The sequence below is a fragment of the Luteibacter jiangsuensis genome (assembly GCF_030812295.1).
GTDB classification, from domain to species: domain Bacteria; phylum Pseudomonadota; class Gammaproteobacteria; order Xanthomonadales; family Rhodanobacteraceae; genus Luteibacter; species Luteibacter jiangsuensis_A.
Map to the genome: position 1 here is coordinate 118326 of NZ_JAUSSK010000001.1, position 25485 is coordinate 143810.

At 67.0% G+C, this 25485-nt stretch carries 27 protein-coding genes; 16 read left to right on the forward strand and 11 right to left on the reverse strand.

Features of this window, described 5'->3' with window-relative positions:
* Positions 1–90: 90 nt before the first annotated feature.
* Both J2T07_RS00585 and lolD read left to right on the forward strand, forming a co-directional pair.
* On the forward strand, positions 91–1332 hold the full coding sequence (locus J2T07_RS00585; protein ID WP_306846505.1) for a lipoprotein-releasing ABC transporter permease subunit: 1242 nt from the start codon (positions 91–93) through the stop codon (positions 1330–1332).
* The gene (lolD, locus tag J2T07_RS00590; RefSeq protein WP_306846507.1) at positions 1325–2017 is read left to right on the forward strand and encodes a lipoprotein-releasing ABC transporter ATP-binding protein LolD; all 693 of its coding nucleotides are present in this window, start codon (positions 1325–1327) and stop codon (positions 2015–2017) included. Before J2T07_RS00585 ends, lolD begins: the two co-directional genes overlap by 8 nt.
* Here lolD and J2T07_RS00595 read toward each other — a convergent pair.
* Both J2T07_RS00595 and J2T07_RS00600 read right to left on the reverse strand, forming a co-directional pair.
* On the reverse strand, positions 2014–2763 hold the full coding sequence (locus J2T07_RS00595; RefSeq protein ID WP_306846508.1) for an anti-sigma factor family protein: 750 nt from the start codon (positions 2761–2763) through the stop codon (positions 2014–2016). The genes lolD and J2T07_RS00595 overlap by 4 nt on opposite strands.
* The gene (locus J2T07_RS00600) at positions 2760–3272 is read right to left on the reverse strand and encodes a sigma-70 family RNA polymerase sigma factor (RefSeq protein WP_306846510.1); all 513 of its coding nucleotides are present in this window, start codon (positions 3270–3272) and stop codon (positions 2760–2762) included. Before J2T07_RS00600 ends, J2T07_RS00595 begins: the two co-directional genes overlap by 4 nt.
* A gap of 137 nt (positions 3273–3409) precedes the next feature.
* On the opposite strand from J2T07_RS00600, the gene J2T07_RS00605 reads away from it, so the two are divergent.
* The 4 genes from J2T07_RS00605 to J2T07_RS00620 all read left to right on the forward strand — a co-directional run bounded on the left by J2T07_RS00605 (position 3410) and on the right by J2T07_RS00620 (position 7527).
* A complete protein-coding gene (locus J2T07_RS00605; protein WP_306846512.1) occupies positions 3410–4489 on the forward strand; it encodes a catalase family peroxidase in 1080 nt (359 codons plus the stop codon).
* Positions 4486–5028 (forward strand): cytochrome b, encoded by a 543-nt coding sequence (locus J2T07_RS00610; protein WP_306846514.1) that lies wholly within the window; start codon positions 4486–4488, stop codon positions 5026–5028. Before J2T07_RS00605 ends, J2T07_RS00610 begins: the two co-directional genes overlap by 4 nt.
* A gap of 20 nt (positions 5029–5048) precedes the next feature.
* Positions 5049–6134 (forward strand): aminopeptidase, encoded by a 1086-nt coding sequence (locus J2T07_RS00615; RefSeq protein ID WP_306846516.1) that lies wholly within the window; start codon positions 5049–5051, stop codon positions 6132–6134.
* 124 nt (positions 6135–6258) lie between these two features.
* Entirely contained in the window at positions 6259–7527 is a 1269-nt protein-coding gene (locus tag J2T07_RS00620; protein ID WP_306846518.1) for a dicarboxylate/amino acid:cation symporter, read from the forward strand.
* A gap of 95 nt (positions 7528–7622) precedes the next feature.
* Here the strand turns inward: J2T07_RS00620 and J2T07_RS00625 are convergent, their stop codons facing one another.
* A complete protein-coding gene (locus J2T07_RS00625; RefSeq protein WP_306846520.1) occupies positions 7623–8429 on the reverse strand; it encodes a c-type cytochrome in 807 nt (268 codons plus the stop codon).
* A gap of 106 nt (positions 8430–8535) precedes the next feature.
* Between J2T07_RS00625 and J2T07_RS00630 the strand changes: the two genes are divergently transcribed.
* Together J2T07_RS00630 and pncB are read left to right on the forward strand one after the other, a co-directional pair.
* Positions 8536–8919, forward strand: coding sequence for a thioredoxin family protein (locus tag J2T07_RS00630; RefSeq protein ID WP_306846522.1), 384 nt, complete (start codon positions 8536–8538; stop codon positions 8917–8919).
* Positions 8916–10121, forward strand: a complete 1206-nt coding sequence (gene pncB / locus J2T07_RS00635; protein ID WP_306846523.1) for a nicotinate phosphoribosyltransferase — start codon at positions 8916–8918, stop codon at positions 10119–10121. The genes J2T07_RS00630 and pncB overlap by 4 nt, the downstream gene beginning before the upstream one ends.
* Here pncB and J2T07_RS00640 read toward each other — a convergent pair.
* The 3 genes from J2T07_RS00640 to J2T07_RS00650 all read right to left on the reverse strand — a co-directional run bounded on the left by J2T07_RS00640 (position 10091) and on the right by J2T07_RS00650 (position 12662).
* On the reverse strand, positions 10091–10906 hold the full coding sequence (locus J2T07_RS00640; RefSeq protein ID WP_430539296.1) for a MetQ/NlpA family ABC transporter substrate-binding protein: 816 nt from the start codon (positions 10904–10906) through the stop codon (positions 10091–10093). The two genes, pncB and J2T07_RS00640, sit on opposite strands and share 31 nt — an antisense overlap.
* Before the next feature lie 80 nt (positions 10907–10986).
* A complete protein-coding gene (locus J2T07_RS00645) occupies positions 10987–11661 on the reverse strand; it encodes a methionine ABC transporter permease (protein WP_306846525.1) in 675 nt (224 codons plus the stop codon).
* Positions 11658–12662 carry a methionine ABC transporter ATP-binding protein gene (locus tag J2T07_RS00650; protein ID WP_306846527.1) on the reverse strand — a complete coding sequence of 335 codons (1005 nt, stop codon included), beginning with the start codon at positions 12660–12662 and terminating at the stop codon, positions 11658–11660. The genes J2T07_RS00645 and J2T07_RS00650 overlap by 4 nt, the downstream gene beginning before the upstream one ends.
* Before the next feature lie 109 nt (positions 12663–12771).
* Here J2T07_RS00650 and J2T07_RS00655 point away from each other — a divergent pair, with 109 nt between their 5' ends.
* On the forward strand, positions 12772–13254 hold the full coding sequence (locus tag J2T07_RS00655; protein WP_306846529.1) for a glutathione peroxidase: 483 nt from the start codon (positions 12772–12774) through the stop codon (positions 13252–13254).
* A 31-nt stretch (positions 13255–13285) separates the two neighbouring features.
* On the opposite strand, the gene dacB is transcribed toward J2T07_RS00655, so the two are convergent.
* Positions 13286–14734: a D-alanyl-D-alanine carboxypeptidase/D-alanyl-D-alanine endopeptidase gene (gene dacB / locus J2T07_RS00660; RefSeq protein ID WP_306847919.1), complete on the reverse strand. Its 1449-nt coding sequence runs from the start codon at positions 14732–14734 to the stop codon at positions 13286–13288.
* Positions 14731–15516 carry an enoyl-CoA hydratase-related protein gene (locus J2T07_RS00665; protein ID WP_306846531.1) on the reverse strand — a complete coding sequence of 262 codons (786 nt, stop codon included), beginning with the start codon at positions 15514–15516 and terminating at the stop codon, positions 14731–14733. The genes dacB and J2T07_RS00665 overlap by 4 nt, the downstream gene beginning before the upstream one ends.
* A gap of 181 nt (positions 15517–15697) precedes the next feature.
* Here J2T07_RS00665 and J2T07_RS00670 point away from each other — a divergent pair, with 181 nt between their 5' ends.
* The 3 genes from J2T07_RS00670 to J2T07_RS00680 are packed head-to-tail and all read left to right on the forward strand — an operon-like array spanning position 15698 to position 18074.
* A complete protein-coding gene (locus J2T07_RS00670) occupies positions 15698–15943 on the forward strand; it encodes a FeoA family protein (protein WP_306846533.1) in 246 nt (81 codons plus the stop codon).
* Entirely contained in the window at positions 15940–17787 is a 1848-nt protein-coding gene (gene feoB / locus J2T07_RS00675; protein ID WP_306846535.1) for a ferrous iron transport protein B, read from the forward strand. Before J2T07_RS00670 ends, feoB begins: the two co-directional genes overlap by 4 nt.
* Entirely contained in the window at positions 17784–18074 is a 291-nt protein-coding gene (locus J2T07_RS00680; RefSeq protein WP_306846538.1) for a DUF6587 family protein, read from the forward strand. Before feoB ends, J2T07_RS00680 begins: the two co-directional genes overlap by 4 nt.
* Before the next feature lie 76 nt (positions 18075–18150).
* On the opposite strand, the gene J2T07_RS00685 is transcribed toward J2T07_RS00680, so the two are convergent.
* The gene (locus J2T07_RS00685) at positions 18151–19656 is read right to left on the reverse strand and encodes a phospholipase D-like domain-containing protein (protein WP_306846540.1); all 1506 of its coding nucleotides are present in this window, start codon (positions 19654–19656) and stop codon (positions 18151–18153) included.
* A gap of 10 nt (positions 19657–19666) precedes the next feature.
* Between J2T07_RS00685 and J2T07_RS00690 the strand changes: the two genes are divergently transcribed.
* Together J2T07_RS00690 and ispG are read left to right on the forward strand one after the other, a co-directional pair.
* Positions 19667–21598, forward strand: a complete 1932-nt coding sequence (locus tag J2T07_RS00690) for an acetyl-CoA hydrolase/transferase C-terminal domain-containing protein (RefSeq protein ID WP_306846543.1) — start codon at positions 19667–19669, stop codon at positions 21596–21598.
* Between the two features lie 192 nt (positions 21599–21790).
* Positions 21791–23050 carry a flavodoxin-dependent (E)-4-hydroxy-3-methylbut-2-enyl-diphosphate synthase gene (gene ispG / locus J2T07_RS00695; protein WP_306846544.1) on the forward strand — a complete coding sequence of 420 codons (1260 nt, stop codon included), beginning with the start codon at positions 21791–21793 and terminating at the stop codon, positions 23048–23050.
* A gap of 62 nt (positions 23051–23112) precedes the next feature.
* Here the strand turns inward: ispG and J2T07_RS00700 are convergent, their stop codons facing one another.
* Positions 23113–23478, reverse strand: coding sequence for a peptidase C13 (locus tag J2T07_RS00700; protein ID WP_306846546.1), 366 nt, complete (start codon positions 23476–23478; stop codon positions 23113–23115).
* Positions 23479–23610: 132 nt separating this feature from the next.
* Here J2T07_RS00700 and J2T07_RS00705 point away from each other — a divergent pair, with 132 nt between their 5' ends.
* A complete protein-coding gene (locus J2T07_RS00705; RefSeq protein WP_306846548.1) occupies positions 23611–23925 on the forward strand; it encodes a hypothetical protein in 315 nt (104 codons plus the stop codon).
* Positions 23926–24015: 90 nt separating this feature from the next.
* On the opposite strand, the gene J2T07_RS00710 is transcribed toward J2T07_RS00705, so the two are convergent.
* Entirely contained in the window at positions 24016–24726 is a 711-nt protein-coding gene (locus tag J2T07_RS00710; RefSeq protein ID WP_306846550.1) for a YdcF family protein, read from the reverse strand.
* Positions 24727–24855: 129 nt separating this feature from the next.
* Between J2T07_RS00710 and J2T07_RS00715 the strand changes: the two genes are divergently transcribed.
* Positions 24856–25479: an XrtA/PEP-CTERM system exopolysaccharide export protein gene (locus J2T07_RS00715; RefSeq protein ID WP_306846552.1), complete on the forward strand. Its 624-nt coding sequence runs from the start codon at positions 24856–24858 to the stop codon at positions 25477–25479.
* Positions 25480–25485: the final 6 nt, after the last annotated feature.

Here is a 25485-nt window from a genome sequence, read left to right on the forward strand (position 1 = left end):
GGCTTGCCCCGACCGTCCGCATCGGGCACTCTGCCGCGCGGTGCATGCCTTTCGTGGCGGCCCACTCACCAAAGGCTGTCGTCGACCGGTATGTTCAGACCCCTCGAGCTCTTCATTGGTTTGCGCTACACCCGCGCGAAGCGCCGCAACCAGTTCATTTCCTTCATTTCCACGGTCTCGATCGTCTGCATAGCGATCAGCGTGACCGCACTCATCACCGTGATGTCGGTGATGAACGGCTTCGACAGCGAATTGCGCAACCGCATCCTCGGCGCCGTGTCCCACGTGACCGTCTCCGGCATCGACGAAACCGTGCAGGACTGGCAGCGGGCGGTGAAGACCGCCGAGGCGACGAAGCACGTGCGCGGTGCCGCTCCTTACGTCGAGATCCAGGCCTTCCTGCAGGGCCGCCGACCCAGTGGCGCCATCATCCGCGGCATCCTGCCGTCGATGGAGCCGAACGTCTCCGACATCGACAAGCACATGGTCGAAGGCAAGATGAGCGATCTGACCGATCGCAGTTGGAAGATCATCCTCGGCCGCGAACTGGCCCTGGCATTGGGCGTGAGTGTCGGCGACAAGCTCACCGTCGTGGTACCTCAGTTCACGGCCACCCCGATGGGTGCGGTGCCGAAGCTGCGCAGCTTCACGGTCAGCGGCATCTTCGAACTGGGCATGCAGGAATACGACGCGAACCTCGCGCTGATCGACATCCAGGACGCGCAGCGGCTCAACGGACTCGATGGCCCGACGGGCATCCGGCTCAAGCTCGACGACATGCGTGCCGCCTTCCCGGTGGCGCAGGACCTGGTCAACACGCTCGGCCAGTCGTACCGCGTCGAGACCTGGATGGATACCCACGCCAACTTCTTCCGTGCGATCGACATGGAGAAGACGGTGATGTTCGTCATCCTTTCGCTGATCATCCTCGTCGCCGTGATCAACCTCATTTCCATGTTGATGATGCTGGTGACGGACAAGCAGGCCGATATCGCGATCCTGCGCACGCTGGGTTCGACGCCGCGCAGCATCATGGGCATGTTCATGGTGCAGGGCTTGCTGGTGGGTATCGTGGGCATCGGGCTCGGCGTGCTGCTCGGCTCGCTGCTGTCGTTCAACCTGCCTGGGCTGGTGAAATGGATCGAGCACGTGACCGGGCAGACCTTCCTCTCGCCGGATGTCTATTACATCAGCGAATTGCCCAGCCAATTGCTCTGGTCCGACGTGGGCTGGGTGGTGCTGGTGACATTCGCCTTCTCGCTGCTGGCCACCTTGTATCCGGCGTGGCGCGCCTCGCGCACGCAGCCCGCCCAGGCACTCCGCTATGAATAAGCCGAACGACGACATCGTGCTGCGCGCCATCGGCGTCGCCAAGGTCTACGAGGAGGGCGACCTGCGCACGGGTGTCCTCTCGAACGTGAACTTCGCCCTGCGCAGGGGCGAGACCATGTCCATCGTGGGTGCGTCGGGGTCGGGAAAGTCGACCCTGCTGCACATCATCGGCGGCCTGGACACGTTGAGCGCGGGCAAGGTCGAGGTGAACGGCCGCGTCCTCTCCGAACTTTCGGATGCCGAGCGCGGCCGCGAGCGCAATCGCTCGCTGGGTTTCATCTACCAGTTCCATCACCTCTTGCCCGAGTTCACCGCGCTGGAAAACGTGTGCATGCCGCTGTTGATCCGCGGCGTGTCGATCGGACAGGCGCAGAAAGAAGCCACCGCGTTGCTCGAGCGCGTGGGGCTGGGGGCGCGTCTGCGCCACCGCCCCGCCGAGATGTCGGGCGGCGAGCGCCAGCGCTGCGCGGTCGCGCGCGCGCTGGTCACGCGCCCGGCCTGCGTGCTCGGCGACGAACCCACGGGTAACCTCGACGAGGCCAACGCGGCCCATGTCTACGAGTTGATGATCGAGCTCAACCACGAGATCGGCACCAGCTTCGTGCTGGTCACCCACGATTCGCGCCTGGCAGGCCGCATGGACCGCACGCTCGAGTTGCACTCGGGCGAGTTGCACGAGCGTTAGATCGACCTGCCCACCACCCGCTCGGCGGCCAAACGCCCCGCCTGGTCGGCCATGGCCACGACGGCATAGTTGTGGCCCCCGTCGGACCAGTAATTCGCCAGCAGGCCGCTGTCCTCGCGGCTGCCGCGCGGTAGCAGGTGCCGTGCCGGGCCGGGCGGGCGTACGTAGAAGCTCACCATGTGACCGTTTCCATCGTCGTAGAGCACCATCGCCGCCGGTCCCTGGTCGGTGGCGAAGAGCCGCCCGCCCATGGGACGGAAGCCCGCATCGGCCAGGTCCGGCAAGCGCACGTTCGAGCCCACGCGGCCGGAAAGCCATGCCCGCAGGTCGCCTTCGTTGCCGGTGGTGATGTCCATGCCTACGCCGTGATCGAGCGCGAGGAGACGATAGGCCTGCATGGCGTCGGCCATGGGGGCATTTCCGGTACCCATGCCGCGCGCGGCCCAGCCGCCCAGGCCGCCCACGATCAGGCAAAGCAGCAGGCTGGCGGCCGTGGCCCAGCGGACAGCGTGGCGGTGCCGCGCGCGGGCGCGGATCCCGGCCGGGTCCAGCGAGGCCGGCATGTCCGTGAGGTCGCCGGCAAGCATGGCGCGCAGTTGCTGGGCATCCTGCCGCCAGCCCTGTACCTCATCGGCCTCGTCGGGGTGCCTGGCGAGGTAACGCTCGACCTCGCCACGGCGCGGCCCGTCCAGGTGCCCGTCCACATAGGCGTGGATATCGTGTTCGCTAGGGGGAGTGGTGTTCATTTCAGGAGTCGCAGGGAGGGGGGGCGAACCTCGCCTTCGCCCAGCCGGCGCAGGGTGCGGCGGGCGCGCGAGAGACGTGACATCACCGTGCCGATCGGAACCTGCAGGATGTCGGCGACCTCCTGGTAGCTCATGCCCTCGACGGTGATCCAGATCAGGAGGCTGCGTTGTTCCACCGGCAGCCCGGCAAACGCGGCCAGGGTGGAATGGGCCGTGGCGACGCGTTCGGCGGAGGGCCAACTGGCTTCCTCGTGGCTCAATGAGCCAAGCAGCCTGGCATAGCGGCCGGCGCGGCGCTTCCCATCGAGGAACAACCGGTACAAGATCGAAAACAGCCAGGCACGCAGGCTCAGGTCGTCGCGCCTGGTGTGCCATTTGGTCAATGCCCGTTCGATCGTGGACTGGACCAGGTCGTCCGCCGCGCTGGAATCGCGGGCGAGCCACAGCGCGAAGCGCCGCAGGCGCGGCAGCATCGTACGCAGGGTTTCGTCGATTCCTGGATCGGACATGCGGGTCCCGTAACGGGGGATGGTTGGATGTAGGACGTCCACTGGAACGAATTATTCCCCTATCGGGAATAAAAGAGCCTGACGTACGTCCCACCCTGCAATGCCACCCGAATACCTCACCGGTCGGAGAGATGACAATGCAAGAACCCGAGACGCGACGACCCCCGGCACATGCCGTCTGGCGATGGGCACTGATTGGGCTGGTCGTGGCCGGCTTCGCCGCCGCCTTCGGCTATGTCGGCGGATGGCTGGCGCCAGGGCGCCTGACCCCGAAGCGGATCATCGATGCGCTCCAGGCCAATGGCGGCGAACACCCCGGCTTCCGCCGCAACCATGCCAAGGGAATCTGCGTGGCCGGCCGTTTCGAGTCGAGCGGCGCGCTGGCCGCGTATTCCACGGCGCCCTTGTTCGCCCCCGGCGACACCCCCGTCGTAGGCCGCCTCGCGATTCCGGGCGGAAATCCCTATGCGGCGGACAGTTCCGTTCCCATTCGCAGCTTCGCCCTGCGTTTCGACCTTGCGGACGGGGAGCAGTGGCGCACCGGCATGAATGCCATGCCGGTCTTCCCCGTGTCCACGGCCCAGGCCTTCTACGACCTGCAACTGGCGACGCATCCCGATCCCGCCACGGGCAAGCCGGACCCGGCCAAACCGAAAGCGTTCTTCGCCGCGCATCCGGAGACGGCGGCCTTCCTCGCCTGGATAAAGACGGCGAAGCCCTCGGCCAGCTACGTGACGGAGACGTATCAGAGCATCAACGCCTTCTATCTGCGTGACGCGGCGGAGCAGCGTCACGCCGTTCGCTGGAAAGTCGTGCCCGAACAACCCGCGAGCGGTGACGGCGGTCCGGCGGCGGGCGATCCGGATTACCTGGCGGCCGACCTCGCGAAGCGTCTCGGCGAGGGGCCGCTGCGCTGGCACCTTCAGATGGTGTTCGCTGCCGAAGGCGATCCGGTCGACGATGCGACCAAGGTCTGGCCGGCAGACCGGCGGACGGTGGATGCCGGCACGATCGTGATCGATCGCATGCAGGCACAGGACGACGGTCCCTGCCGCGACGTCAACTACGACCCGACCATCCTGCCGCGCGGCATCGAGGTGTCGAACGATCCGTTGCTCGTGGCCCGATCCGCGGCGTATGCGGATTCGTACCTGCGGCGCACCAGTGAGGAAGGTCACTTGCCCGGCACGGCCAGCCCGAAGGAGAACCACCCATGAGCCACGCAGACACCTTCCATCCTTTCGCGCGCGTGCTGCACTGGCTGATGGCGCTGGCGATTCTCTCCATGCTGTTCGTCGGCGCGGGCATGGTGACCTCGGTCGAAGCCAGGCACGCGTGGCTCTTGGCGATTCACAAGCCGCTGGGCATCACCATCTTCGTGCTTGCGCTGATCCGCCTCGGCTTCCGCCTGACCCATCCGGCACCGCCGCTTCCCGCGGACATGCCCGAATGGCAGAAGCTGGCGGCACACGCTTCGCACTGGCTGCTGTACGGGTTGATGATCGCGATGCCGCTCATCGGCTGGGGCATGCTGTCGGCGGGAAATTATCCGGTGACCCTGGGCGCGGGCTTGCGTCTGCCGCCGATCCTGCCGTCCGACGCCGCGCTCTTCGCCTGGCTGCGCGAGGCGCACCGTTACCTCGCATGGCTGTTCTTCCTGACCTTCCTCGCCCACATCGGCGCGGCGCTGATGCACGGGTTGATCCGTCGTGACGGGGTGCTGCAGTCGATGACCGGAGGGAGACGATCCGCCTGACCGTCTCGACGAACCTTTCCATGCGGCACAATGGCCCGATGCGCCATGTGCTTGCCGCCACGCTGATACTACTGCTCACCGGATGCCGCTCGTTCGGTTATTACGCCCATGTGACGCATGGGCAGGTCGCTCTGCTTGCCGAACGCCGTTCCATCGACAAGGTGGTGACCGACCCTAGGACACCGGACATCACGCGCCGGCGCCTCATGCTGGCGCGTGAGGCGCGCCGCTTCGCGTCGTCCACGCTGGACCTGCCGGACAATCGCAGCTACACGTATTACGTGCAGCTGGATCGTCCGTGGGTGGCATGGAATGTCTTCGCCACGCCCGAGCTATCGGTGTCAGCGGTGACGCATTGTTTCCCGGTCGCGGGCTGCGTGGCCTACCGGGGGTACTTCCGCCAGGACCTCGCCGAACGCGAAGCGGCGCGTGAGAGAACCCTTGGCCACGATGTGGCCATCGGCGACGTGCCCGCGTATTCCACGCTGGGCTGGTTCGCCGACCCCATCCTCAGCAGCATGCTGCGTTGGGACGACGACGAACTGGCGGGCACCATCTTTCACGAACTGGCCCACCAGAAGATCTACGTCAGGAACGATTCCTCGTTCAACGAATCGTTCGCCACCTTCGTGGAGCGTGAAGGCCTGCGCGAGTGGCGAGGCGCGAGGAACCAGCCGGCACCGGACGAGAAGGGCGACGTACTGGAGCGGTCGTTCACGACGGAGGTCCTGGCCCTGCGCGATCGCCTCGCGGCGATCTACGCGCAGCCATGGACGGACGAGGCGAAGCGAGTGGCCAAGGCGGAGGAGTTCGAGGACTTCCGCGGACGCTACCTCGCCTGGCGCGACAGCGAGGCGGGTGGCGACCACCGTTACGACCGCTGGATGAGGCGGCCGCTGAACAACGCGACCCTGCTGCCGTTCGGTCTCTACGATACGTGGGTGGTCTCGTTCGCCGCCTTGTTCGAGCAGGTGGGGGGTGACTGGCGGGCGTTCTTCGCGCGGGTCGATGACCTGGCGAAGCTTGGGCCGGTTGAGCGTACGCGGGAGCTGGAGGCGTTGCGGGACCGGGTTTCGCCGCTGAAGCGGCTCCCAAGGGAGCCCTGACTGACCAGCCCTCCCTGGAGGATCGGCCCGGGCGTTCACCAGGGGAAACACAGTGTCCGATGATGGACGTCCAGACGGCCAGTCGGCGGTGTAAGGTGGAGCTTCGTGTGAACAGGTGCCATCCATGCCGCTTATATCTTCGTGGTTACGTATCCGCTTCTGGAAGCGCGTGGCGGCCGGCTTCGTGCTCGGCGCATTCACCGGCTGGCTGCTGGGCCCGGTGGCCGCGACATGGTTCGGCCCGCTGGGGGAACTCTACGTCACCCTCATCAAGATGATCGCGGTACCGCTGGTGTTCTTCGCGGTCCTGCACAGCGTATCGAGCCTGCATGGCGTGAAGGATGTCGCCGCGTTGGGTGGGCGTACGTTCGCCTGGTTCGCCGCGACGGCGACGCTCGCCGTGTTGGTGGGGTTGCTCGTGGCGCACGTCACCCAGCCCGGCCTGGGCGTGGAAGGACTCACCACGCCGACAGGCTGGAAACCGAAGGTCGTGCCTGAGCCGGTCAAGGTCTTGCTGGATATCGTACCGGCCAATCCCTTCCGCGCCCTCAGCGAGGGAAAGATCCTGCAGGTGATCTTTTTCGCGGGACTGCTCGGCCTGGCACTGGTGAAGATCGGTGAGAAGTCGGCGCGCTTGCGCGCACTGGCCACGGAAGCCAACGACGGCATGATCCAGGTTACGCGGTTCGTGCTCGAGGTGACGCCATTGGGCACGTTCGGCCTCATCGCCGCGCTGGTGGGCGCGTACGGCTTCGAGAAACTGTTGCCGCTGGCCACCTTCGTCGGCGCGCTCTATCTCGCCTGTGCCCTGCAGATCGTCGTGGTGTATGGCGGTTTGTTGCTCACGCACGGTCTCAGTCCGCTCAAGTTCTTCCGCGCGGCGTTCCCCGCCATGCAGGTGGCCTTCACCTCGTCGTCGAGCTTCGCGGCGATGCCGATCGCGCTGCGCAGCGTGGTGCGCAACATGGGTGTGAAGGAGGAATACGCGGCATTCGCGGTGCCGCTGGGCGCGAGCATCAAGATGGATGGCTGTGGCGCGATCTACCCGGCCATCTCCGCCGTGTTCATCGCGCAGTATTTCCACCTCGACATGCAGCCGGCGCAATACATCGTGATCCTGCTGGCCTCCGTGCTCGGTTCGTTCGGCACCGCCGGCGTACCCGGCACGGCCATGGTGATGGTCACGCTCGTGCTCAGTTCCGCCGGCTTGCCGTTGGAAGGCATCGGCTACCTGGTCGCGATCGACCGCATCCTCGACATGATGCGCACGATGACCAATGTCACCGGTCAGATGGTGGTGCCGGTGCTGGTCGCGCGGGAGCGGGGGATTCTCGACCTGGACGTTTACAACCGGGCGTCGAGCGAACTGGTGGTCGAGGGGGAGCGGGCCTGAGGGGCCGATATCGCCGCTGAAGCGGCTCCCACAGGAAACCTCGCGGACCGCCGCCAGCCGTCAGTTTGTGTGGGCGCCGCTTCAGCGGCGATGGCTCAGGGCGAGACCTTCCGCCCCGCCATATGCTTCAGGTAAGCCACCAGATCGTCGAGGTCCGCATTCGAAAGCACCTTCGAGTCGAACCCCGGCATCTTCGCCTGCGGCCAGCGGCGGAGGTTCTGCGGATTTCGCACCAGCGTGCGCAGCATGTCCCCGCGAAGGTATTCGGTCGGACTGTGCGGGATGTTGAGATCCGGCCCCAGCTTCGCGTCGCCCTGGCCATTGAGCGTGTGACAACTGATGCAGTTGCGTTGAAAGACCGCGAAGCCACGCCGTGCCGGCGCATCGGCGGGTAACCCGGCGGCTGGCCGCATCGCCGGGAAGCGTGCCGCGGGATCGGCCAGCACCTTGATCGACGCCACCTGGTAAGGCCACTGTTCGGGTCCTACGTGGCCCGCCTCGGGATGCAGCCAGACGAGGTAGAAGGGCCCCGCACCGGGCTTTCCCCCGCCGAGCTTCGGCCATGGCATGTCTGCCGGCTCGATGGCGAGCCATGCCTCGGCACCGCCGGCGCCCAGGACGAGCGAGGCGGGTATCTCGGCGGTGAACCCGTCCAGCGCCACGAATTGCAGGTGGTCGCCGGCCGAGACTCCGTCGAGCAGGGCTTTCAACGGTACCGCGCGATAACGCATGGCGGCGTGATACGAGACATCCCCGACGACCTGGATGTCCCGGGCGTCCGGACGCGCAAGCAGTTGTTCCGTACTCAGCCGGCGCGATCCGGTTCCGGTGTCGACGGTAAGTGTGGCGGCAGGCGTGAGATGGGCGTAAACGAGGAGCATCAGGCCGATGACGAGGCGCACACGGAATCCTTGAGGCGTTTGGCGAGGGGGCGAGGTGTCGCGGTACCCTCGGATTATCGCTCCGGCGACCCCATCTCGCGCATTCGACCCGTTCACGGATTTCCCCATGGCCGATACCAGCGTTCCCGACTTCTTCCAGCGCTTCCCCATGCGACGCATCGTCGATGTGGCGTTGGACGAGGATCTCGCGGCCGACGACAACCGCATCGCCATCCTGTTCCTGTGGGGGCGCGATTGCCCCAATTGCGACATCGCGAAACGACAGATCCTGCTCACGCCCGACCGTTTCGTCTGGCCGGAGGTACGCTGGTTGCACGACAACGTCTATGACGATCCGACCATGGCCACCCGTTTCGGACTGCACGGCATCCCGGCCTTTTTCCTTTTCCATCGTGGCAGGAAACTCGGCCGCATCACCTCGTGGCCCGGCACCCAGCCGTTCGTGGATGCGGTGAACCGCCAGATCGCCGCCACGGGTGCCAGTGCATGATCATCCAGTCGCTGCTCGATACCGATCTCTACAAGTTCACCATGATGCAGGTGGTGCTGCACCAGTACCCGGCCGCGCAGGTGGAATACCGTTTCCGTTGCCGCACGCCCGGCGTCGACCTGGCTCCGCTGGTGGGACGCATCCGCGAAGAACTGCGTGGATTGTGTTCGTTGCGCTTCACCGAGGAAGAGCTGGCCTATCTGGGCAGCCTGCGTTTCATCGACAGCGACTTCGTGGATTTCCTCGGCCTGTTCCAGCTCAATGCGAAATACGTCACCGTCGAGCCGTCGGCGAAGGGCAATGGCGAGATCGAGATCGTGATCGCGGGGCCGTGGTTGCACACCATCATGTTCGAGGTGCCGCTGCTCGCCATCGTCAACGAGCTGTACTACCGGGCCACATGCCCCGGCCTGGATCTCGACGAGGGCAGGGCAAGGCTGCGAGCCAAGATCGAATTGCTGCGCGACACCCGTGGCTATGAAAGTGCCCGCATCGCCGACTACGGCACGCGCAGGCGCTTCTCGCAGGCGTGGCACGAGGAAATGCTGCGGGTCATGAAGCGCGACCTGGGTGCGCAGCTGGCGGGCACGAGCAACGTCTGGCTGGCCATGCGGCTCGGGCTGGTCCCGATCGGCAGCATGGCGCACGAGTACCTACAGGCTTTCCAGTCGCTGGGGCCGCGCCTGCGCGATTCGCAGACCGCGGCGCTCGAGGCATGGGCGCGCGAGTATCGCGGCGACCTGGGCATCGCGTTGTCGGATGTCTATGGCCTCGACGCCTTCCTGCGCGACTTCGACATGTATTTCTGCAAGCTGTTCGATGGCGCGCGCCACGATTCAGGCGATCCCATCGTGTGGGGAGACCGCGTGCTGGCGCACTACGAGGCGAACCGCGTCGACCCGCGGACGAAGACACTGGTGTTCAGCGACAGCCTGGATATCCCGCGCGTGATGGAGCTGCACCGGCACTTCGCGGGGCGCTGCCTGTTGTCGTTCGGCGTGGGCACCAACCTCACCAACGACGTGGGCCCGGAGCCGATCAACATCGTGATCAAGATGACGCGTTGCAACGGCCAGCCGGTGGCCAAGCTCTCCGATTCACCGGGCAAGAGCATGGGAACCGAAGACCCGGACTACGTCGCGTACCTGCGCCGGGTCTTCGAGATGCCGGCTCAGAATGCGGGCAACACCGCGCCGCCGTAGTTCTTCTCGATGAAGGCCTTGACCTCGGGCGAGGTCAGCGCCTTGGCCAGCTTCTGCACGCGCGGATCGTCCTTGTTGTCCTGTCGCGAGACGAGGAAGTTCACGTACGGCGAGTCCTTGTCCTCGATCAGCAAGGCGTCCTTCACCGGGTTGAGCTTCGCGGCGAGTGCGTAGTTGGTGTTGATGAGGGCAAGGTCCACCTCGCCCAGCACGCGCGGCAACATCGCCGCCTCGAGCTCACGGAACTTGAGGTTTTTCGGGTTGGTGGCGATGTCCTTGAGCGTCGCCAGCCGGTCGCCCGGGTTCTTCAGCGTGATCAGGCCATGCTTCGCCAGCAGCAACAACGCCCTGCTGTTGTTGCTGGGATCGTTGGGAATGACGACGTCCGCGCCATCGGGGAGCTGGTCGATCGAGGTGTACTTGCGCGAGTACGCGCCGAACGGTTCGATATGCACCCCCACGACCTTCACCAGGTTCGTGCCGCGCTCGCGGTTGAAGGCGTCGAGGTAGGGCTCGGTCTGGAAGAAGTTCACGTCGAGCTGTTTCTGCGCGACCTGCATGTTCGGCTGCACATAGTCGGTGAACACCCGGATCTCCAGGTTCACCCCCTCGCGGGCCAGCAGGGGCTTGATCTCCTTGAGGATCTCCGCATGCGGCACCGGCGTGGCGGCGACGGTGAGGGTCGCCTCGCCCGGACCTCCCTCCTTGTCGGCACCGCTGCCGCCCGAACAGCCGGCGACCATGAACGTGAGGGCGGCGGCGAGCGGGAGCAGGTACTTCTTCATGGGAGGCGTCCATCGCGAATGTTGCGGTGCGACAGCATAGACGTCCATACCGCCGGATGCAAAGCCGGCCCCCCATGCGTTCAACGCCGGCTGTAGCGGCTTACCAGGCGATCGCCGAGCGATTGCAGGACCTGCACCAGCACCACGAGCAATGCGACGGTGACGAGCATGTAATCGGGTTTGTAGCCGTTGTAGCCGTACTGGTAGGCGAGGGCGCCGAGGCCGCCGGCCCCGACGATGCCACCCATCGCCGTATAGCCGACCAGGGCCACGGCGGTGACGGTGGTGCTGGCGACCAGGCCGGCACGGGCTTCCGGCAGCAGCACCCGGGTGACGATCTGCGCCGTGGTCGCGCCCATGGCCTGGCTTGCCTCGATGACCCCGCGATCCACTTCGCGCAGCGCCGTTTCCACCAGCCGCGCAAAGAAGGGGGCCGCGCCGATCACCAGCGGGACGATCGCGCCGCGGATGCCGATGCTCACGCCCGTGATGGCCTGTGTGACGGGGATCAACAGGATCATGAGGATGATGAAGGGAATCGACCGCAGCACGTTCACCACGAGCGAAAGCACGGCATAGAGCTTCGGCCTGGCGTGCAGCTGGCCCTTGGCGGTGAGGAACAGCCATACGCCCAGCGGCAGACCGAGCACGATGGTGAACAGCAGCGAGCCGCCGAGCATCAGCAGGGTATCGATGCATGCCTGGCCGATCTCGGGCCAGTCGATGTTGGGAAACAGGGCCTGCATGGGGCTCATCGCGCCACCTCCTCGATGTCGACGCCCGCGTCGCGAATCTGCACGAGTGCATCGTCCAGGCGCTCGCCATGCATGGCGAGCGTCAGCTGGCCGTAGGGCACGTCCTTGATCCGGTCGACGCGGCCGGACAGGAGGTTGTATTCCACGCCGGTATCGCGGACCACGCGCGAGAGCAGTGGCGAGTACGTGGCCTCGCCTCGGAAGGAGAGCCGGAACAACCTGCCCGGCACGCCGGGAAATTCCGCGCCGCGCCCCTCGCGGTGATCCGCCTCGGCCACGAAGCGGCGTGTCGTGGGATGTTGCGGATGCAGGAACACGTCGGCCACCGGTCCAAGTTCGACGACGTTGCCGCCGTCGAGCACGGCGACCCGGTCGCAGACGCGACGGATCACGTCCATCTCGTGCGTGATCAGCACGATGGTCAACCCGAGCCGGCGGTTGATGTCGGCGAGCAGTTCCAGCACCGATGCCGTGGTCTGTGGGTCCAGGGCGCTGGTGGCCTCGTCGCAAAGCAGGATCGACGGATGGCTCGCCAGCGCACGCGCGATGCCGACGCGTTGCTTCTGCCCGCCGGACAGTTGCGCCGGGTATTTTCGTGCGTGCGCGGTCAGTCCGACGAGGTCCAGCAGTTCATCCACGCGCGCGACGATCGCCGCATCGTCCGCGCCGCCCTGGAGGCGCAGCGGGAAGGCGACGTTGTCGGCCACCGTGCGTGAGGAAAGCAGGTTGAAGTGCTGGAAGATCATGCCGATGCCCGAGCGCAGCTTGCGCAGTTCGGCACCCTGCGCCGCGGTGACGTCACGACCGTCGATGAACACCTTTCCCGCGGTGGGGCGCTCCAGCAGGTTGATCAGCCGGAGCAGGGTGGATTTACCGGCACCGGAATGGCCGATGATGCCGAACACCTCGCCCGCCTCGATGGTGAGGTCCACGGGTTGCAGGGCGGGTACGAGCGCTCCGTCCACACGGTAGGACTTGGACGCGGCGGCGAAACGGATCACGGGCTTTGGCTCTCCAGCCGGAAAGACATCCATGGTATCCGAAGCGGGGGCGGGGGCGCCCCGGCCGGCGTAGACTGCGCGTACCCACCAACGAAGGAAGCGAGCACGCATGGCCAGCATCTACGATTTCTCCGCCGTCGATATCGAGGGCAACGAGCGCTCGCTCGCCGAGTTCCGCGGCAAGGCGCTGCTGGTGGTCAACGTGGCCTCCAAGTGCGGATTCACCCCGCAGTACAAGGGGCTGGAAGAACTGCAGAAGACCTGGCACGAGCGCGGCTTCGAGGTGCTCGGGTTTCCTTGCGACCAGTTTGGCCACCAGGAGCCGGGCAACGAAGCGGAGATCCGCGACTTCTGCTCGCTGACCTACGACGTGAGCTTTCCCATGTTCTCGAAGGTCGAGGTCAACGGCGAACGGGCGCACCCGCTGTATCGCTGGCTGAAGGCGGAGAAGAAAGGCGTCCTGGGTACCGAGGGCATCAAGTGGAACTTCACCAAGTTCCTCGTCGACCGCGAGGGGCAGGTGGTGGAACGTTATGCGCCGACCGACACGCCGGAGAAAATCGGCAAGGATCTGCCGAAAGTGCTTGGATGAGGGGGCTCGTCGCCGTTTCAGCGGCGATGCCCTACAACCGCTCCGTCGCCTCGGCCAGCATCACCGCGATCGCGTCGACATCCGCCGAGGCCGAGGGCAACGGCTCCGCGCTCTTCGCCGGCGGCCGGTAATTGTTCAGCAGGATCGCGAACGCCAGCCGTTGACCGCTCCTGGTGGTGACGTAGCCGGCCAACGCGTTCACGAAACTCATGCTGCCCGTCTTCGCCACCACGTGACCTTCGGCCGCCGTGCCACGCATGCGTCCCGCAAGTGTGCCGTCGACACCGGCCACGGGAAGCAGCCCCCGCCAGGTCGCCGCGAGAGGCGAAGCGTCCATCAGCGCAAGCAGCCGGGTCAACGACGCGGCCGTCGTGAGGTCGTGTCGCGATAGACCGGTACCTTCGTCCAGTGTCGTGGATGATGGACCGATGCCGCGCGAGGCCAGCCATGCCGCGAGCGCGGTGGCGGCGTTTTCGCCCGCGGGCGAGCCTTCGGCACCGGGGGATTCGAGACCGGCGAGCAGGAATACGCTTTGCAGGTAGAGGTTCTGCGAACGCTTCAGCCCGGCGCGGAGCATGTCTGCCAGGGGCGGCGAGGAAAACGAGGCGATGGCCTGGCCGCCGGGTGCCGGCACGGGCCATTGCACGCTGCGCGCTTCGCCATCCACGCGCAGGCCCTGTCGCTCCAGCGCGGATTGCAGGCGCCGGGCGGCGGTGAGTGCGGGGTCCGGGATCGACAAGCGCGAGCGGCTGGGCGTTCCGTCTTCGGCCATGCCGCCAAGCACATGCAACGTGGCCGTTCCCGGGGCGCGGTAGAGTTCGAAGCCTTTCGCCGGTTGCATGGCGACCGTCATGGCCGCGTCCTCGGGCGTCACTTCGATGCCCTTCGCCGACACGGTGGCGGTCATCGTGTTCTCGTCGATGTCGAGTCCACCGGCCTGCGCGCCGTAGTACGCCTGCAGGTCGCCCGCCTCCCATCCGTTGCCGATGGACGGGCCGCGGAACACCGTGTCGTCGCCGACGATGCCTCCGTCGATGCGGTGGATGCCCTGTTCGCGAAGGGCCACGGCGAGGGTATCGGCCCAGGCGTTGCCGGCCAGTGTCGGATCGCCGCGGCCGCGCAGGACAAGCGGGCCGCGCAGCCGGCCGCGTCGTCGTTCACCGGCGGCGACGACATCGGTGTGGGTGCGGTAGTCCGCGCCGAGGCGGTCGAGGGCGAAGGCGGCGGTGAAGAGCTTGGCGGTGGATGCGGGCAGGAGCAGGCGGCCATCGTCGTGGGCGTAGACCGTGCGGCCGTCATCCAGCGAGACCACCGAGATGCCCCACGATGCGGCGGCGAAGCGGGGCTCGGCCAGGTGCCGGTCGATGCGCCGGGCGAGGGTTTCGGCGTGTGTGATCGTGGATAGCGACAGCAGGAGGGCGCCGAGGCAGGCGAGGGTGCGGTGCCGCCGGTCGCGACCGCTCCGCTCCGCGACATTCATCCCAGCCAAGACGGCTGGCCCTTGTCGAGGAAGGCGGAGAGCCCATCCTGCCCCTCGGCCGAAACGCGAAGACGGGCGATCAGCGCGGCGTTGGCCGCGTCCGTCGTCTCCATGGCCGCGGGTTCCATTCCCGCCATGCCCAGCGCCAGACGCTTCGCCTCTCGCTGCGCGACGGGGCCGCCCTTGGCCAGGAAGCCCAGGACGCGTTCGACCGCGGCATCCAGTGCCTCGTCATGGACCACCTCGTGGAGCAGGCCCATCGACAGGGCGGCCGCCGTATCGAACACCTCGCCGGTGACGAAGAGCCGGCGTGCCTGGCGCAGGCCGATGGCGGCGACGACATAGGGCGATATCACCGCCGGCACGAGGCCGAGTTTCACCTCGGAAAGGGCGAACTTCGCGCCATGCGCTCCGATGGCGATATCGCAGCAGGCGATCAAACCCACGCCGCCGCCGAACGCCGCGCCGTTCACCCGGGCGATCGTCGGCTTCGACAGGAACTGGAGGCGGCGCATCAGCGTGGCGAGGCGGAGCGAATCCTCGCGGTTATCGGCTTCGGAGGCCTGGGCCATGCCGCGCATCCAGCGCAGATCGGCGCCCGCCGAGAAACTGGCACCGGCACCGGTCAATACCACCGCGCGTACCGTGTCGTCGGCGTCCACGGCCTCGATGGCCGCGATGAGTTCCGCGATCAGGCCGTCGTCGAAGGCGTTGTGCACCTCCGGGCGGTTCATGACCAGGTGGGCGAGGCTGCCCTGGCGGACCAGTTCGACGGATGACATGGCGGGACTCCTGTTTCGAGCCGCCGATCATAACGGCGCCCGCGGGTGAAAGACTGGCGGCACCGCTCCGGTCCCGTATCCATGCGGCCCGGGCGGACTGCCGGCCCATAAGTTCTTGCGCTGGATGCAGCCCTCCCGGCAAAGGCATATAATGCGAACAGTTCTTATTTGAGTAAGCCCAGTGCGCCTCTCAGACGCGCCGAAAGGTGCCCAAGCCGTGGTCCAGTCCGTCACCGATGCCCATCCATCCGATCCGATCGCGCAGCGCCTGCGCGATCTCGGCTTCGTCGCCGGCGAGCCGGTTCGCCTGGTGGCGCGTGGCCCACTCGGCGGCGACCCGCTGTTGATCCAGATCGGGTCGACGCGTTTCGCCTTGCGCAAGACGGAAGCCGCGCGCGTGGAAGTCTTCGTGGGCGGTGCGGCATGAGCGCCACGGCCATGCGTATCGCGCTGGTGGGCAATCCGAACTGCGGCAAGACGGCGCTGTTCAACCAGCTCACCGGCGGCCGGCAGAAGGTGGCCAACTACGCGGGCGTCACCGTCGAGCGCAAGGAAGGACGTTTCGTCGCGCCGTCGGGGCGTACGTTGCACATCCTCGACCTGCCCGGTGCGTACAGCTTCGATGCCACGAGCCCGGACGAGGCGATCACCCGTGACGTCTGCTACGGGCGCTACCCGGGCGAGGCCGCGCCCGACCTCATCGTCTGTGTGGCCGACGCCACCAACCTGCGCCTGCACCTGCGCTTCGTGCTCGAAGTGCGCCGCCTGGGCCGCCCGGTGGTGCTCGCCCTCAACATGATGGACGCGGCCCGCCGGCGCGGCATCGCGATCGACGTCGAGGGCTTGTCGCGCCGTCTCGGTGTTCCGGTGGTCGAAACGATCGCCGTGAAGCGCGGCGGCGCGAAGGCGCTGATGGAACGCATCGACGCCAGCGTGCCCCAGGTGACGCCGGCACCGATCGACGAGGCCGACGTCGAGCAGCTGCATGCGGAGGTGCGGGCCATCCTCGCCGATACGGTGAAGTTGCCGCGCGACACGGTGGCCCTCGACGACGCCATCGACCGCTGGGCGCTGCATCCGGTCTTCGGCCTGGCGATCCTCGCCACGCTGATGTTCCTCATCTTCCAGGCCGTGTTCTCGTGGGCGCAGCCGGTGATGGATGGCATCGAGGCGGGCATCGCGGCGCTGGGCAACGGGATCACCAGCTTCCTGCCCGCGGACAGCGCGTTGCACAGCCTCCTCAACGACGGCGTGTTCGCGGGCCTGGGCGCGGTACTCGTGTTCCTGCCGCAGATCCTGATCCTGTTCCTGTTCATCCTCGTGCTCGAGGAATCCGGTTACCTGCCGCGTGCGGCCTTCCTGCTCGACAAGATGATGTTCCGCGTCGGCCTGACGGGCAGGGCGTTCATCCCCCTGCTGTCGAGCTTCGCCTGCGCCATTCCCGGCATCATGGCCACGCGCAGCATCCAGGACCCGCGCGACCGCCTGACGACGATTCTCGTCGCGCCGCTGATGACCTGCTCCGCGCGCCTTCCGGTCTACACGTTGCTGATAGCGGCGTTCATCCCGAACCACGCGGTGTGGGGCATCTTCAACCTGCAGGGCATCGTGCTCTTCACGCTGTATTTCGCGGGCATCTTCAGCGCGCTGGCCGTTGCCTTCGTGATCAAGCGCATGCGCAAGGACAAGAGCGAACATGCGCTGATCATGGAGCTTCCGTCGTACCGCCTGCCCAACGTGCGCGACATCGGGCTGGGCCTGTGGGAACGCGCGATGATCTTCCTCAAGCGCGTGGGTGGCATCATCCTGGCGCTCACCGTGCTGCTGTGGTTCCTGTCCAGTTTTCCGGGGCCGCCTCCGGGTGCCACGCAGCCTGCGATCGACTACAGCATCGCCGGGCGCCTCGGCCGCATGCTCGAGTACGTGTTCTCGCCGATCGGGTTCAACTGGCAGATCTGCGTCGCCTTGGTGCCCGGCCTGGCCGCGCGCGAAGTGGCCGTCGCAGCGCTCGGCACCGTCTATGCGATGTCGGGAAGCGACGACGCCGTGGCCTCGCAACTCGGCCCGGTCATCGCCCACCAGTGGTCGCTGGCCACGGCGCTTTCGCTGCTGGCGTGGTATGTCTTCGCGCCCCAGTGCATGTCCACGCTGGCGGTGATCCGCCGCGAAACCAATTCCTGGCGCAACGTCGCCGTGGCGGCCGGTTACCTGTTCGGGCTCGCCTACCTCGCGTCGCTGGCCACCTATCAGATCGCGAGGGCGCTCACATGAGCACGTTCGAACTGGTTCAGGGCGCGATCATCGTGCTCGTCGTCGCGGCGAGCGCGTACGTGGCGTTCCGCAAGCTCTTGCCGAAGACTTCGACGCGGATCATGGCGCGGGTGTCGGCCAGCCTGAACCGGCCGGGCCGGGCGGGTGTCGTGCGCTCGCTTGGCCGTCGCCTGCAGCCTGCGGCCGCCACCGGCAGTTGTGGCGATGGCTGCGGTTCGTGCGGAAGCTGCGGGCCCGTGACGCCGAAGACCGAAGCCCAACCGCTGCATTTCAAGCCGCGTAACTGAGACGGATCGCTATCGCCGACAGGGTCGGCTCCCACCAGGCGGCGGCAACCCGGTGGGAGCCGACCCTGTCGGCGATTCACTCCGAAGGCGGCGCCTGGTCGGGAGGCGCTGGTGCGCGCTTCCTGCGCTGGCGCAGGCTCCACCAGCTCACCGTCAGGTTCACCGTGAACCACGCGCCGATAAGGGCCAGGGGCCATGCGATCGCAGCGGGCCAGAGTACCCCGACAACCGTCAGCACCAGTGCCGCCGTGGCGCCCGCCAGGAGCGGACCCGTTTCCGTGTCGCCGAGCACGCGGTGCTGGGTGATCGCCGCGCCCACGGTGTTCGCGATGCGCAACGCGCCGGCGGCCGCGCGGCTGGAGCTTCCGCCGCCCCGCCTCGGTCGTGGCGGTCTGGGCGACCGGCTCCGCAGGCTCTCGTTGCCGGCACGGGAGCGCCGCCGGCGCAGGAGGATCTCCGTCGCGTTCTCCAGGTCCGCCTCGTACTGCGTGGCCAATCGCGTGGCGAAACCGGCATCCTCGACCGCGACGTCGATTTCGCGATTGCCCAGCCAGCTCGCGATATTGAGGTTGGACGATCCCACCCGTGCCCAACGGCCGTCGGCCACGGCCGTCTTCGCATGCAGCATGGACCCGTTCCATTCGAACACGCGGATGCCCGCCTTCAGCAACGGCCGGTAGCCCGAACGCGACATGCTGGCCACCATCGGGATATCGCTGCTTCCCGGCACCAGAAGACGCACGTCGACACCGTCGCGGGCGGCGGCGCACAGCGCCTGGACGTACGGCGCCACGCCGACGAAATAGGCGTCGGTGAGCCACAGCGTCTGCCGCGCCATGGCCGCGACCATCTGGTCCAGGCGATACATGCCTGCCGTGCTGGGTTGGGTGGCGATCACGCGCAATGAAACATCGCCGGCGGTGGCGAGGCTGCTCAAGGGGCGCAGGCGCTCGTCTTCTGGCAGCGGTTCACCGGCTTCGCGCCAACTGTCGGCAAAGGCATGTTCGATCTCTGCGATCGCCGGGCCACGCAACATCACGCCGGTATCGCGCCACGGCGGAACCTGGCGCCCCGGGTCGCCCAGCCATTTCTCGCTGAGGCACACGCCCGAGAGAAAGCCGACCTCGCCGTCCACCACCAGCACCTTGCGATGGTCGCGGCTCACCCATCCGAAGGAGCTGCCCAGCGTGGGCGGGTTGTAGATGCGGACCTGCCCGCCGGCCTCGCGCAACGGTGCCCAGAAGGAGGATCGCGATTGCCCCAGGCAACCGACCCAGTCGGCGATCACCGCGACGAAGACACCGGCCTTGGCCCGTTCCACCAGCGCGTCGCGGAAGGCCTTGCCGACGCGGTCGTCGCGGATGATGTAGTTCTCGAGGAATACGTGGCGGCGTGCGGCTGCGATCGCCGCCAGCCACGCGTCGAAGTGGGCTTGCGCATCGATCAACAGCTCGACCGCGTTGCCGCCGATCAGTGGCGCCCCCGCGCTGCGGCTCAATGCCTGTTCGGCGAACAGGCGGCTGGAGAATCCAGTACTGCGGTGACGGACGTTCATGGCGTCGAGTGTATCGGCATCTGGCATGATCGCCGCCATGGCATCGATACCGCGTGACCGTGACACCGACACCGCCGTCGAGGCGATCCTGCAACGCACCGGCGGCCATCCCCGGGTGGCTGCGCCGCTGGGCCTGGGCAAGCCGCATGCCTTGCTCAATGCGCTCTACCGCGCGGTGCAGGGGCGCGACGACCGCTCGCTGACGATTTTCACGGCACTGTCGCTGACCCGGCCGTCACCGGGAAAGGGGCTGGCCGCGCGCTTCGCCGCACCCTTCCTCGCCCGCCATTTCGGCGAGGGCCACGTGGACCTCGACTATGCGATCGCGCAGGCCCGCGATGCGCTGCCGGCAAACATCCACGTGCACGAGTTCTACATGCAATCCGGCGCGCTGCTCGGGTCCGGCTCGGCGCAGCGTGACTACATCAGCCAGAACTACACGCACGTGGCTCGCGACCTGGTGGGGCGCGATATCAACGTGCTGGTCCAACTGGTGGCACGGCGTGACGGCCGGATCAGCCTCTCGTCGAACCCCGACCTGACCTTCGACCTCCTCGACAACCTGGCGCGGGCGGGCAAGCCGAAACCGTTCTGCGTCGCCGTCGCCCACCCGGACATGCCGTACGTCAGCGGCCACGCCGAAGCCGGGGAGGGACTGTTCGACCTGCTTGTCGAGCCCGACGTGTCGCCGCCCCTGTTCGCCCTGCCGCGTTCGCCGATCGAACCGGCCGAGTTCGCGCTCGGCATGCATGCGAGCGCGCTGGTGGTCGACGGCGGCACGCTGCAGATCGGTATCGGCGCCTTGTCGGATGCCTTGGTGCGTGGCCTCCTGCTGAGGCATGAACAGAACGGAGCCTGGCGCGAAGGCCTTGGTGCCCTCGATACCACCGGCGGCACGCACCGCTGCATGGATGGCTGGGGCGGAGGCGCCGTCTTCACGACAGGCTTGTACGGCGCGAGCGAAATGGTGATGGACGGCTTCATGCATCTGCAGCGCGCAGGCATCCTGCGCCGGCGCGCCTTTGACGACCTGGAACGCGAGCGTCGAGCGGCGGCAGGAGAAGATGTCGGCGCGGCAGGTGGCCATTACCTGCGTGGTGCCTTCCTGCTCGGTTCGCGCGAGTTGTATGCCTGGATGCACCATTCGGAAATCGACGATCCCGACGCGATCGACATGTGCCGCGTGTCCAACGTCAACCACCTTTACGGCGACCACCAGCCGCTGGCCGCCTTGCAGCGCCGCGGCGCCCGTTTCTTCAACACCTGCATGATGGCGACATTGACCGGTGCCGCCGTCTCGGATGGGCTGGAGGATGGCCGGGTCGTCAGCGGTGTCGGCGGGCAGTTCAACTTCGTGGCGATGGCGCATGAACTTCCCGGCGGGCGCTCGATCCTGATGCTGCGCGCCACACGCGGCAAGGGGCGCAAGATGGCCTCGAACATCCGCTTCAATTATGGCCATACAACCATTCCGCGCCATCTGCGCGATGTCTACGTCACGGAATATGGTGTGGCCGACCTGCGTGGCCTGTCGGACGAGGCGTGTGTGGAGGCGATGCTGTCGATCGCCGACGCGCGCTTTCTGGACGGGCTGGTGGAAGAGGCACAGAGGGCGGGGAAGCTGCGGCGGGATTTCGTCGTGCCCGAGGCCTGGCGGGCGCACACGCCCGAGGGCCTGGCGGCCGTGCTGGAACCGATGCGGCGGCGCGGGCTGCTCGATCCTTTCCCCTTCGGCAGCGATTTCACCGATGTGGAGCGGCAGCTGCTGCCCGCGCTGGGATGGCTGCGCGACGCGGGGAAGGGGGCGTTGCTGCGGGCGCTGCTGGCGCCTGGCCGGCCGGTGGATGGCGAGGGCGAGGCGCTGGAGCGGTTGGGGCTGGAGCGGCCTGGGTCGGTCGCGGAGTGGCTGGAGCGGCGGCTGGTACAGGCGGCGCTGCGGTGGCAGGGCCGGGCGTTGCCGCAACCCTGAATCGCCGACAAGGCCGGCTCCCGCCAGCTTGGCGCCTGCCCGCCGGCTTGGCGCACTCCCGGTGGGAGCCGACCTTCTCGGCGATCCCGCGGCAACGGGCCAGCCCATGCCAAGCTCCCATCGCCGCTGAAGCGGCTCCCCCAACCACAACGATCGGCGAGCGGTCATGCCGATGCGCTAAAATCGGCGGCTATGACCGAAGACCTCACCAGCCGCCCGCGTCCCGCGGAAGCCGGCACCCGCCGCCCCAGTACGGGAGTCCTGATCGACCGTGTCCACGTCGGCGGCGGCGCCCCGATCGTCGTCCAGTCGATGACCAACACGGATACCGAGGACCCGGCATCCACGGCGAAACAGGTGGCCGAGCTGGCCCGCGCAGGGTCCGAACTGGTCCGCATCACGGTGAATACGCCGGCCGCGGCGGCGGCGGTGCCGCGCATCCGCGAGCGCCTCGACATGATGGGCGTCTCCGTGCCGCTGATCGGCGATTTCCACTACAACGGCCACCAGTTGCTCGAAGGCGAGCCGGCCTGTGCCGAGGCGCTGGCGAAGTACCGCATCAACCCGGGCAACGTCGGCTTCGGCAAGAAAAAGGATGCCCAGTTCGCTTCGATCATCGAGATGGCCATCCGCTACGGCAAGCCGGTGCGCATCGGCGCCAACTGGGGCTCGCTCGACCAGTCGATGGTCGCGGCGCTGATGGACGAGAACGCCAGGCGCGCGCAACCGTGGGACGCGGGCCACGTGGCCCGAGAGGCGCTCATCCGTTCGGCGCTGGATTCGGCCGCCCGCGCGGAAGACCTGGGCTTGCCGCGCGATCGCATCATCCTGTCCTGCAAGGTGTCCGGCGTGCAGGAACTGATCGCGGTCTATCGCGATCTCGCGCGCCGCGCCGACTACGCGTTGCACCTTGGCCTCACCGAGGCGGGCATGGGCTCCAAGGGCATCACCGCATCCAGTGCGGCGCTGGGCGTGCTCCTGCAAGAAGGCATCGGTGACACCATCCGTATCTCGCTCACGCCCGAGCCGGGCCAGTCGCGCACGGCCGAGGTGATCGTCGCGCAGGAGCTTCTGCAGACGATGGGCTTGCGTGCGTTCACCCCGTTGGTCACGGCGTGCCCGGGATGTGGACGCACCACCAGCGAGTTCTTCCAGGAGCTGGCGAAGACGGTGCAGAGTCACGTGCGAGAGCAGATGCCCCTGTGGCGCGTGAAGTACGACGGCGTGGAAAACCTCACGCTCGCCGTCATGGGCTGCGTGGTGAATGGTCCGGGCGAATCCAAGCACGCCAACATCGGCATCTCGCTCCCCGGCAATGGCGAGGCGCCGTCGGCACCGGTGTTCATCGATGGAGAAAAGGCCATGACCTTGCGTGGCGACAACATCGCGGACGAGTTCGTCGCGATCCTCGACAACTATGTCGAAACCCACTACGCCACCCGCGGCGACTGATCGTCACGCCTTGCATGCGGTTACGTCCGTCACCATGGCAAGCCACCGATCGGCTCGACTGATCAGGGATCCATCGTGACGTCGATCTCCACGGGATAGGGCGCCGGTGCCTTTGGCGGCGTTGGCAGCGTCCAGGCATTGAACTGGCCGGCGAAGCAGCGGGCGACCGGCGTGGCCGGACGCACTTCCACCTGGCTGGAACGGCCATCGGCGTCCACGTACGCCACCAGGGTGAACGGGCGCTTGTCGGCCGGGGCGTTGCTGGCGATACAGTCCTTCAACGCGTCGGTCGCGGGATTGCCCACCCGGTCCCACATGGCCGATTGCCACCTCTTGCCGTCGACCTTCCGTTCCAGCGCCTTGGCGGCCTGAACGCGTTCTTCGAAACCATCACCGGCGGCGATCGCGAGGGCCAGGGCGAGCAGCATGGGCTTCTCCGTGGGGGGAAAGCCGCGAGCCTAGCAGGGCAGCAGGGGAATCACACGATACGGCGACCCGTTCGCATGCTCTTGCGCCGGTGCGCTACCATCGACCGGATGCCGTACCGCGCGGGGGTGAGGATGAAACGAGCGATCGCCGTGGCCGTCGTGGCGGCCGGAATCGTCGGATGTCAGGGCATGGCGGCGAAAATCGCCAGGCTCGATGTGGGCACGCAGCGGGACGAGGTGATCGAACGCCTCGGCCGTCCCGATTCGGACCGCAGCATGGTCGGATACGAGGTGCTCAGCTGGTTCGACCGTCGGCCGGGCAGGTTTTCGTTCTCCCATAAGGACTACACCGTCGTGCTGAAGGACGGCAAGGTGGTCCAGTTCGGGCCGGGTCTCATCCGTCGCGATGGCAAGACCTCCTTGCAGATCGAAACCGGCGATCCGTGAACGAAGGTCGGCTTCCACGGAAAAGCTGGCATTACCGAAAAGCCGGCTTCCACCAGAGCCTTCCCAGGCGACCAAACAAACGCCATGACGTCAGGTCCAGCCGCGTTCGCGGTAGATCCACATAGCCACGTATTCGCGCAGGCAGCGTGCGGTCAACGTGAGCGCATCGCGTCGCGGCAACCACGACGGGGCCCGTTCCAGCATGGCGTGCGTGTCGGCGGTGGGCACGGCGGATACCGTGAGTCCTTCATGCCGAAACGCGGCCGCGGCGCGACGCATGTGGATGGGCGAGGTCACCAGCAGGATCTCCGACAAGCCGCTGGCTCGCAGTAGCAGCGCCGAATTGCGCGCGTTCTCGTGGGTGTTGGTGCTCGTGTCCTCGATCCGCAGGTCGCGGGCCGGCACGCCGGATACTTCATAGCCCTGTGCCAGGGCCTGGGCCTGGTCGCTGCCTGATACCAGCAGCACGGGAGCGAGGCCGGCCCGCCACAGCGCCAGGCCCTGGCCCGCCCGGGTCGTCGCGCGCGACCAGTCGTTCACGGGCAGCTTGTCGCCGCCAAGCACCACGATGGCATCCGCGCGTGGCATCGCGCCGGGTGCCGGCGTCACCAGCGCGTCGCGCAAGGCAAGGGCGAATGCGGGCGTGGAAGCGAACCATATCCATGCCACCGCGACCAGCGCCGTCGCCAGCGCTGGCACCTGCTTGCGCAGGAGCACCAGCAGCATCGACATGCCACCCAGCAGCAAGGCCTGCAAGGCGGGGTGCAGCAGGCGCGGGGCAATGTCCATGAACTCGGCCACGACTCAAGCATCACCTGAAACGCTTCCGCATACCTTCTGCCGAATGGCATAGGCGGGCTGTTGAATAGACGCGTGACCGCATTGAAATGACGATAGCCACCGAGGAAGTCACAGGGGTGGGTGGACGTCATGAAACAGTGGAACCGTGCAATCGTACTCGTCGCCGTCGTGTTGTCGACCGCCTGCGCCACCGGTGGAAACACGTCGCCGCCGCCGAGGCCGGACGCCGCCACGCAGGCGGTGGATGCCTATCTGATCGGCGTGGACGACCAGTTGCAGGTCACCGTCTGGCACAACCCTGACCTCAGCGTCAGCGTGCCTGTGCGGCCGGATGGCAAGGTGACCGTGCCTTTGGTTGGCGATATTCCCGCAGGTGGCCGTACCACCGACCAGGTCGCCACGGAAATCCAGCAGAAGTTGGGCCAGTACATTCGCGACCCGCAGGTGGCGGTGATCCTCACCGCGCTGCGCAGCCACGAATACCTTTCGCGTGTCCGCGTCACTGGCGCGGTGCGCAGCCCGATCTCGATCCCGTACCGGCAGGGCATGACCGTGCTGGATGCCGTACTCGCCGCTGGCGGAACGACGGAATTCGCCGCGGCCGACCGCACCGAACTCTACCGCCGCAACGAGAGTGGCTCGACGCAGTCCTATGCCGTGCGCCTGGAGAAGATCCTCCAGCAAGGCGATCTGGCGAACAACTACCCGGTGCAGCCCGGTGACGTGATCACCGTTCCGCAACGCACTTTCTGACCGGCC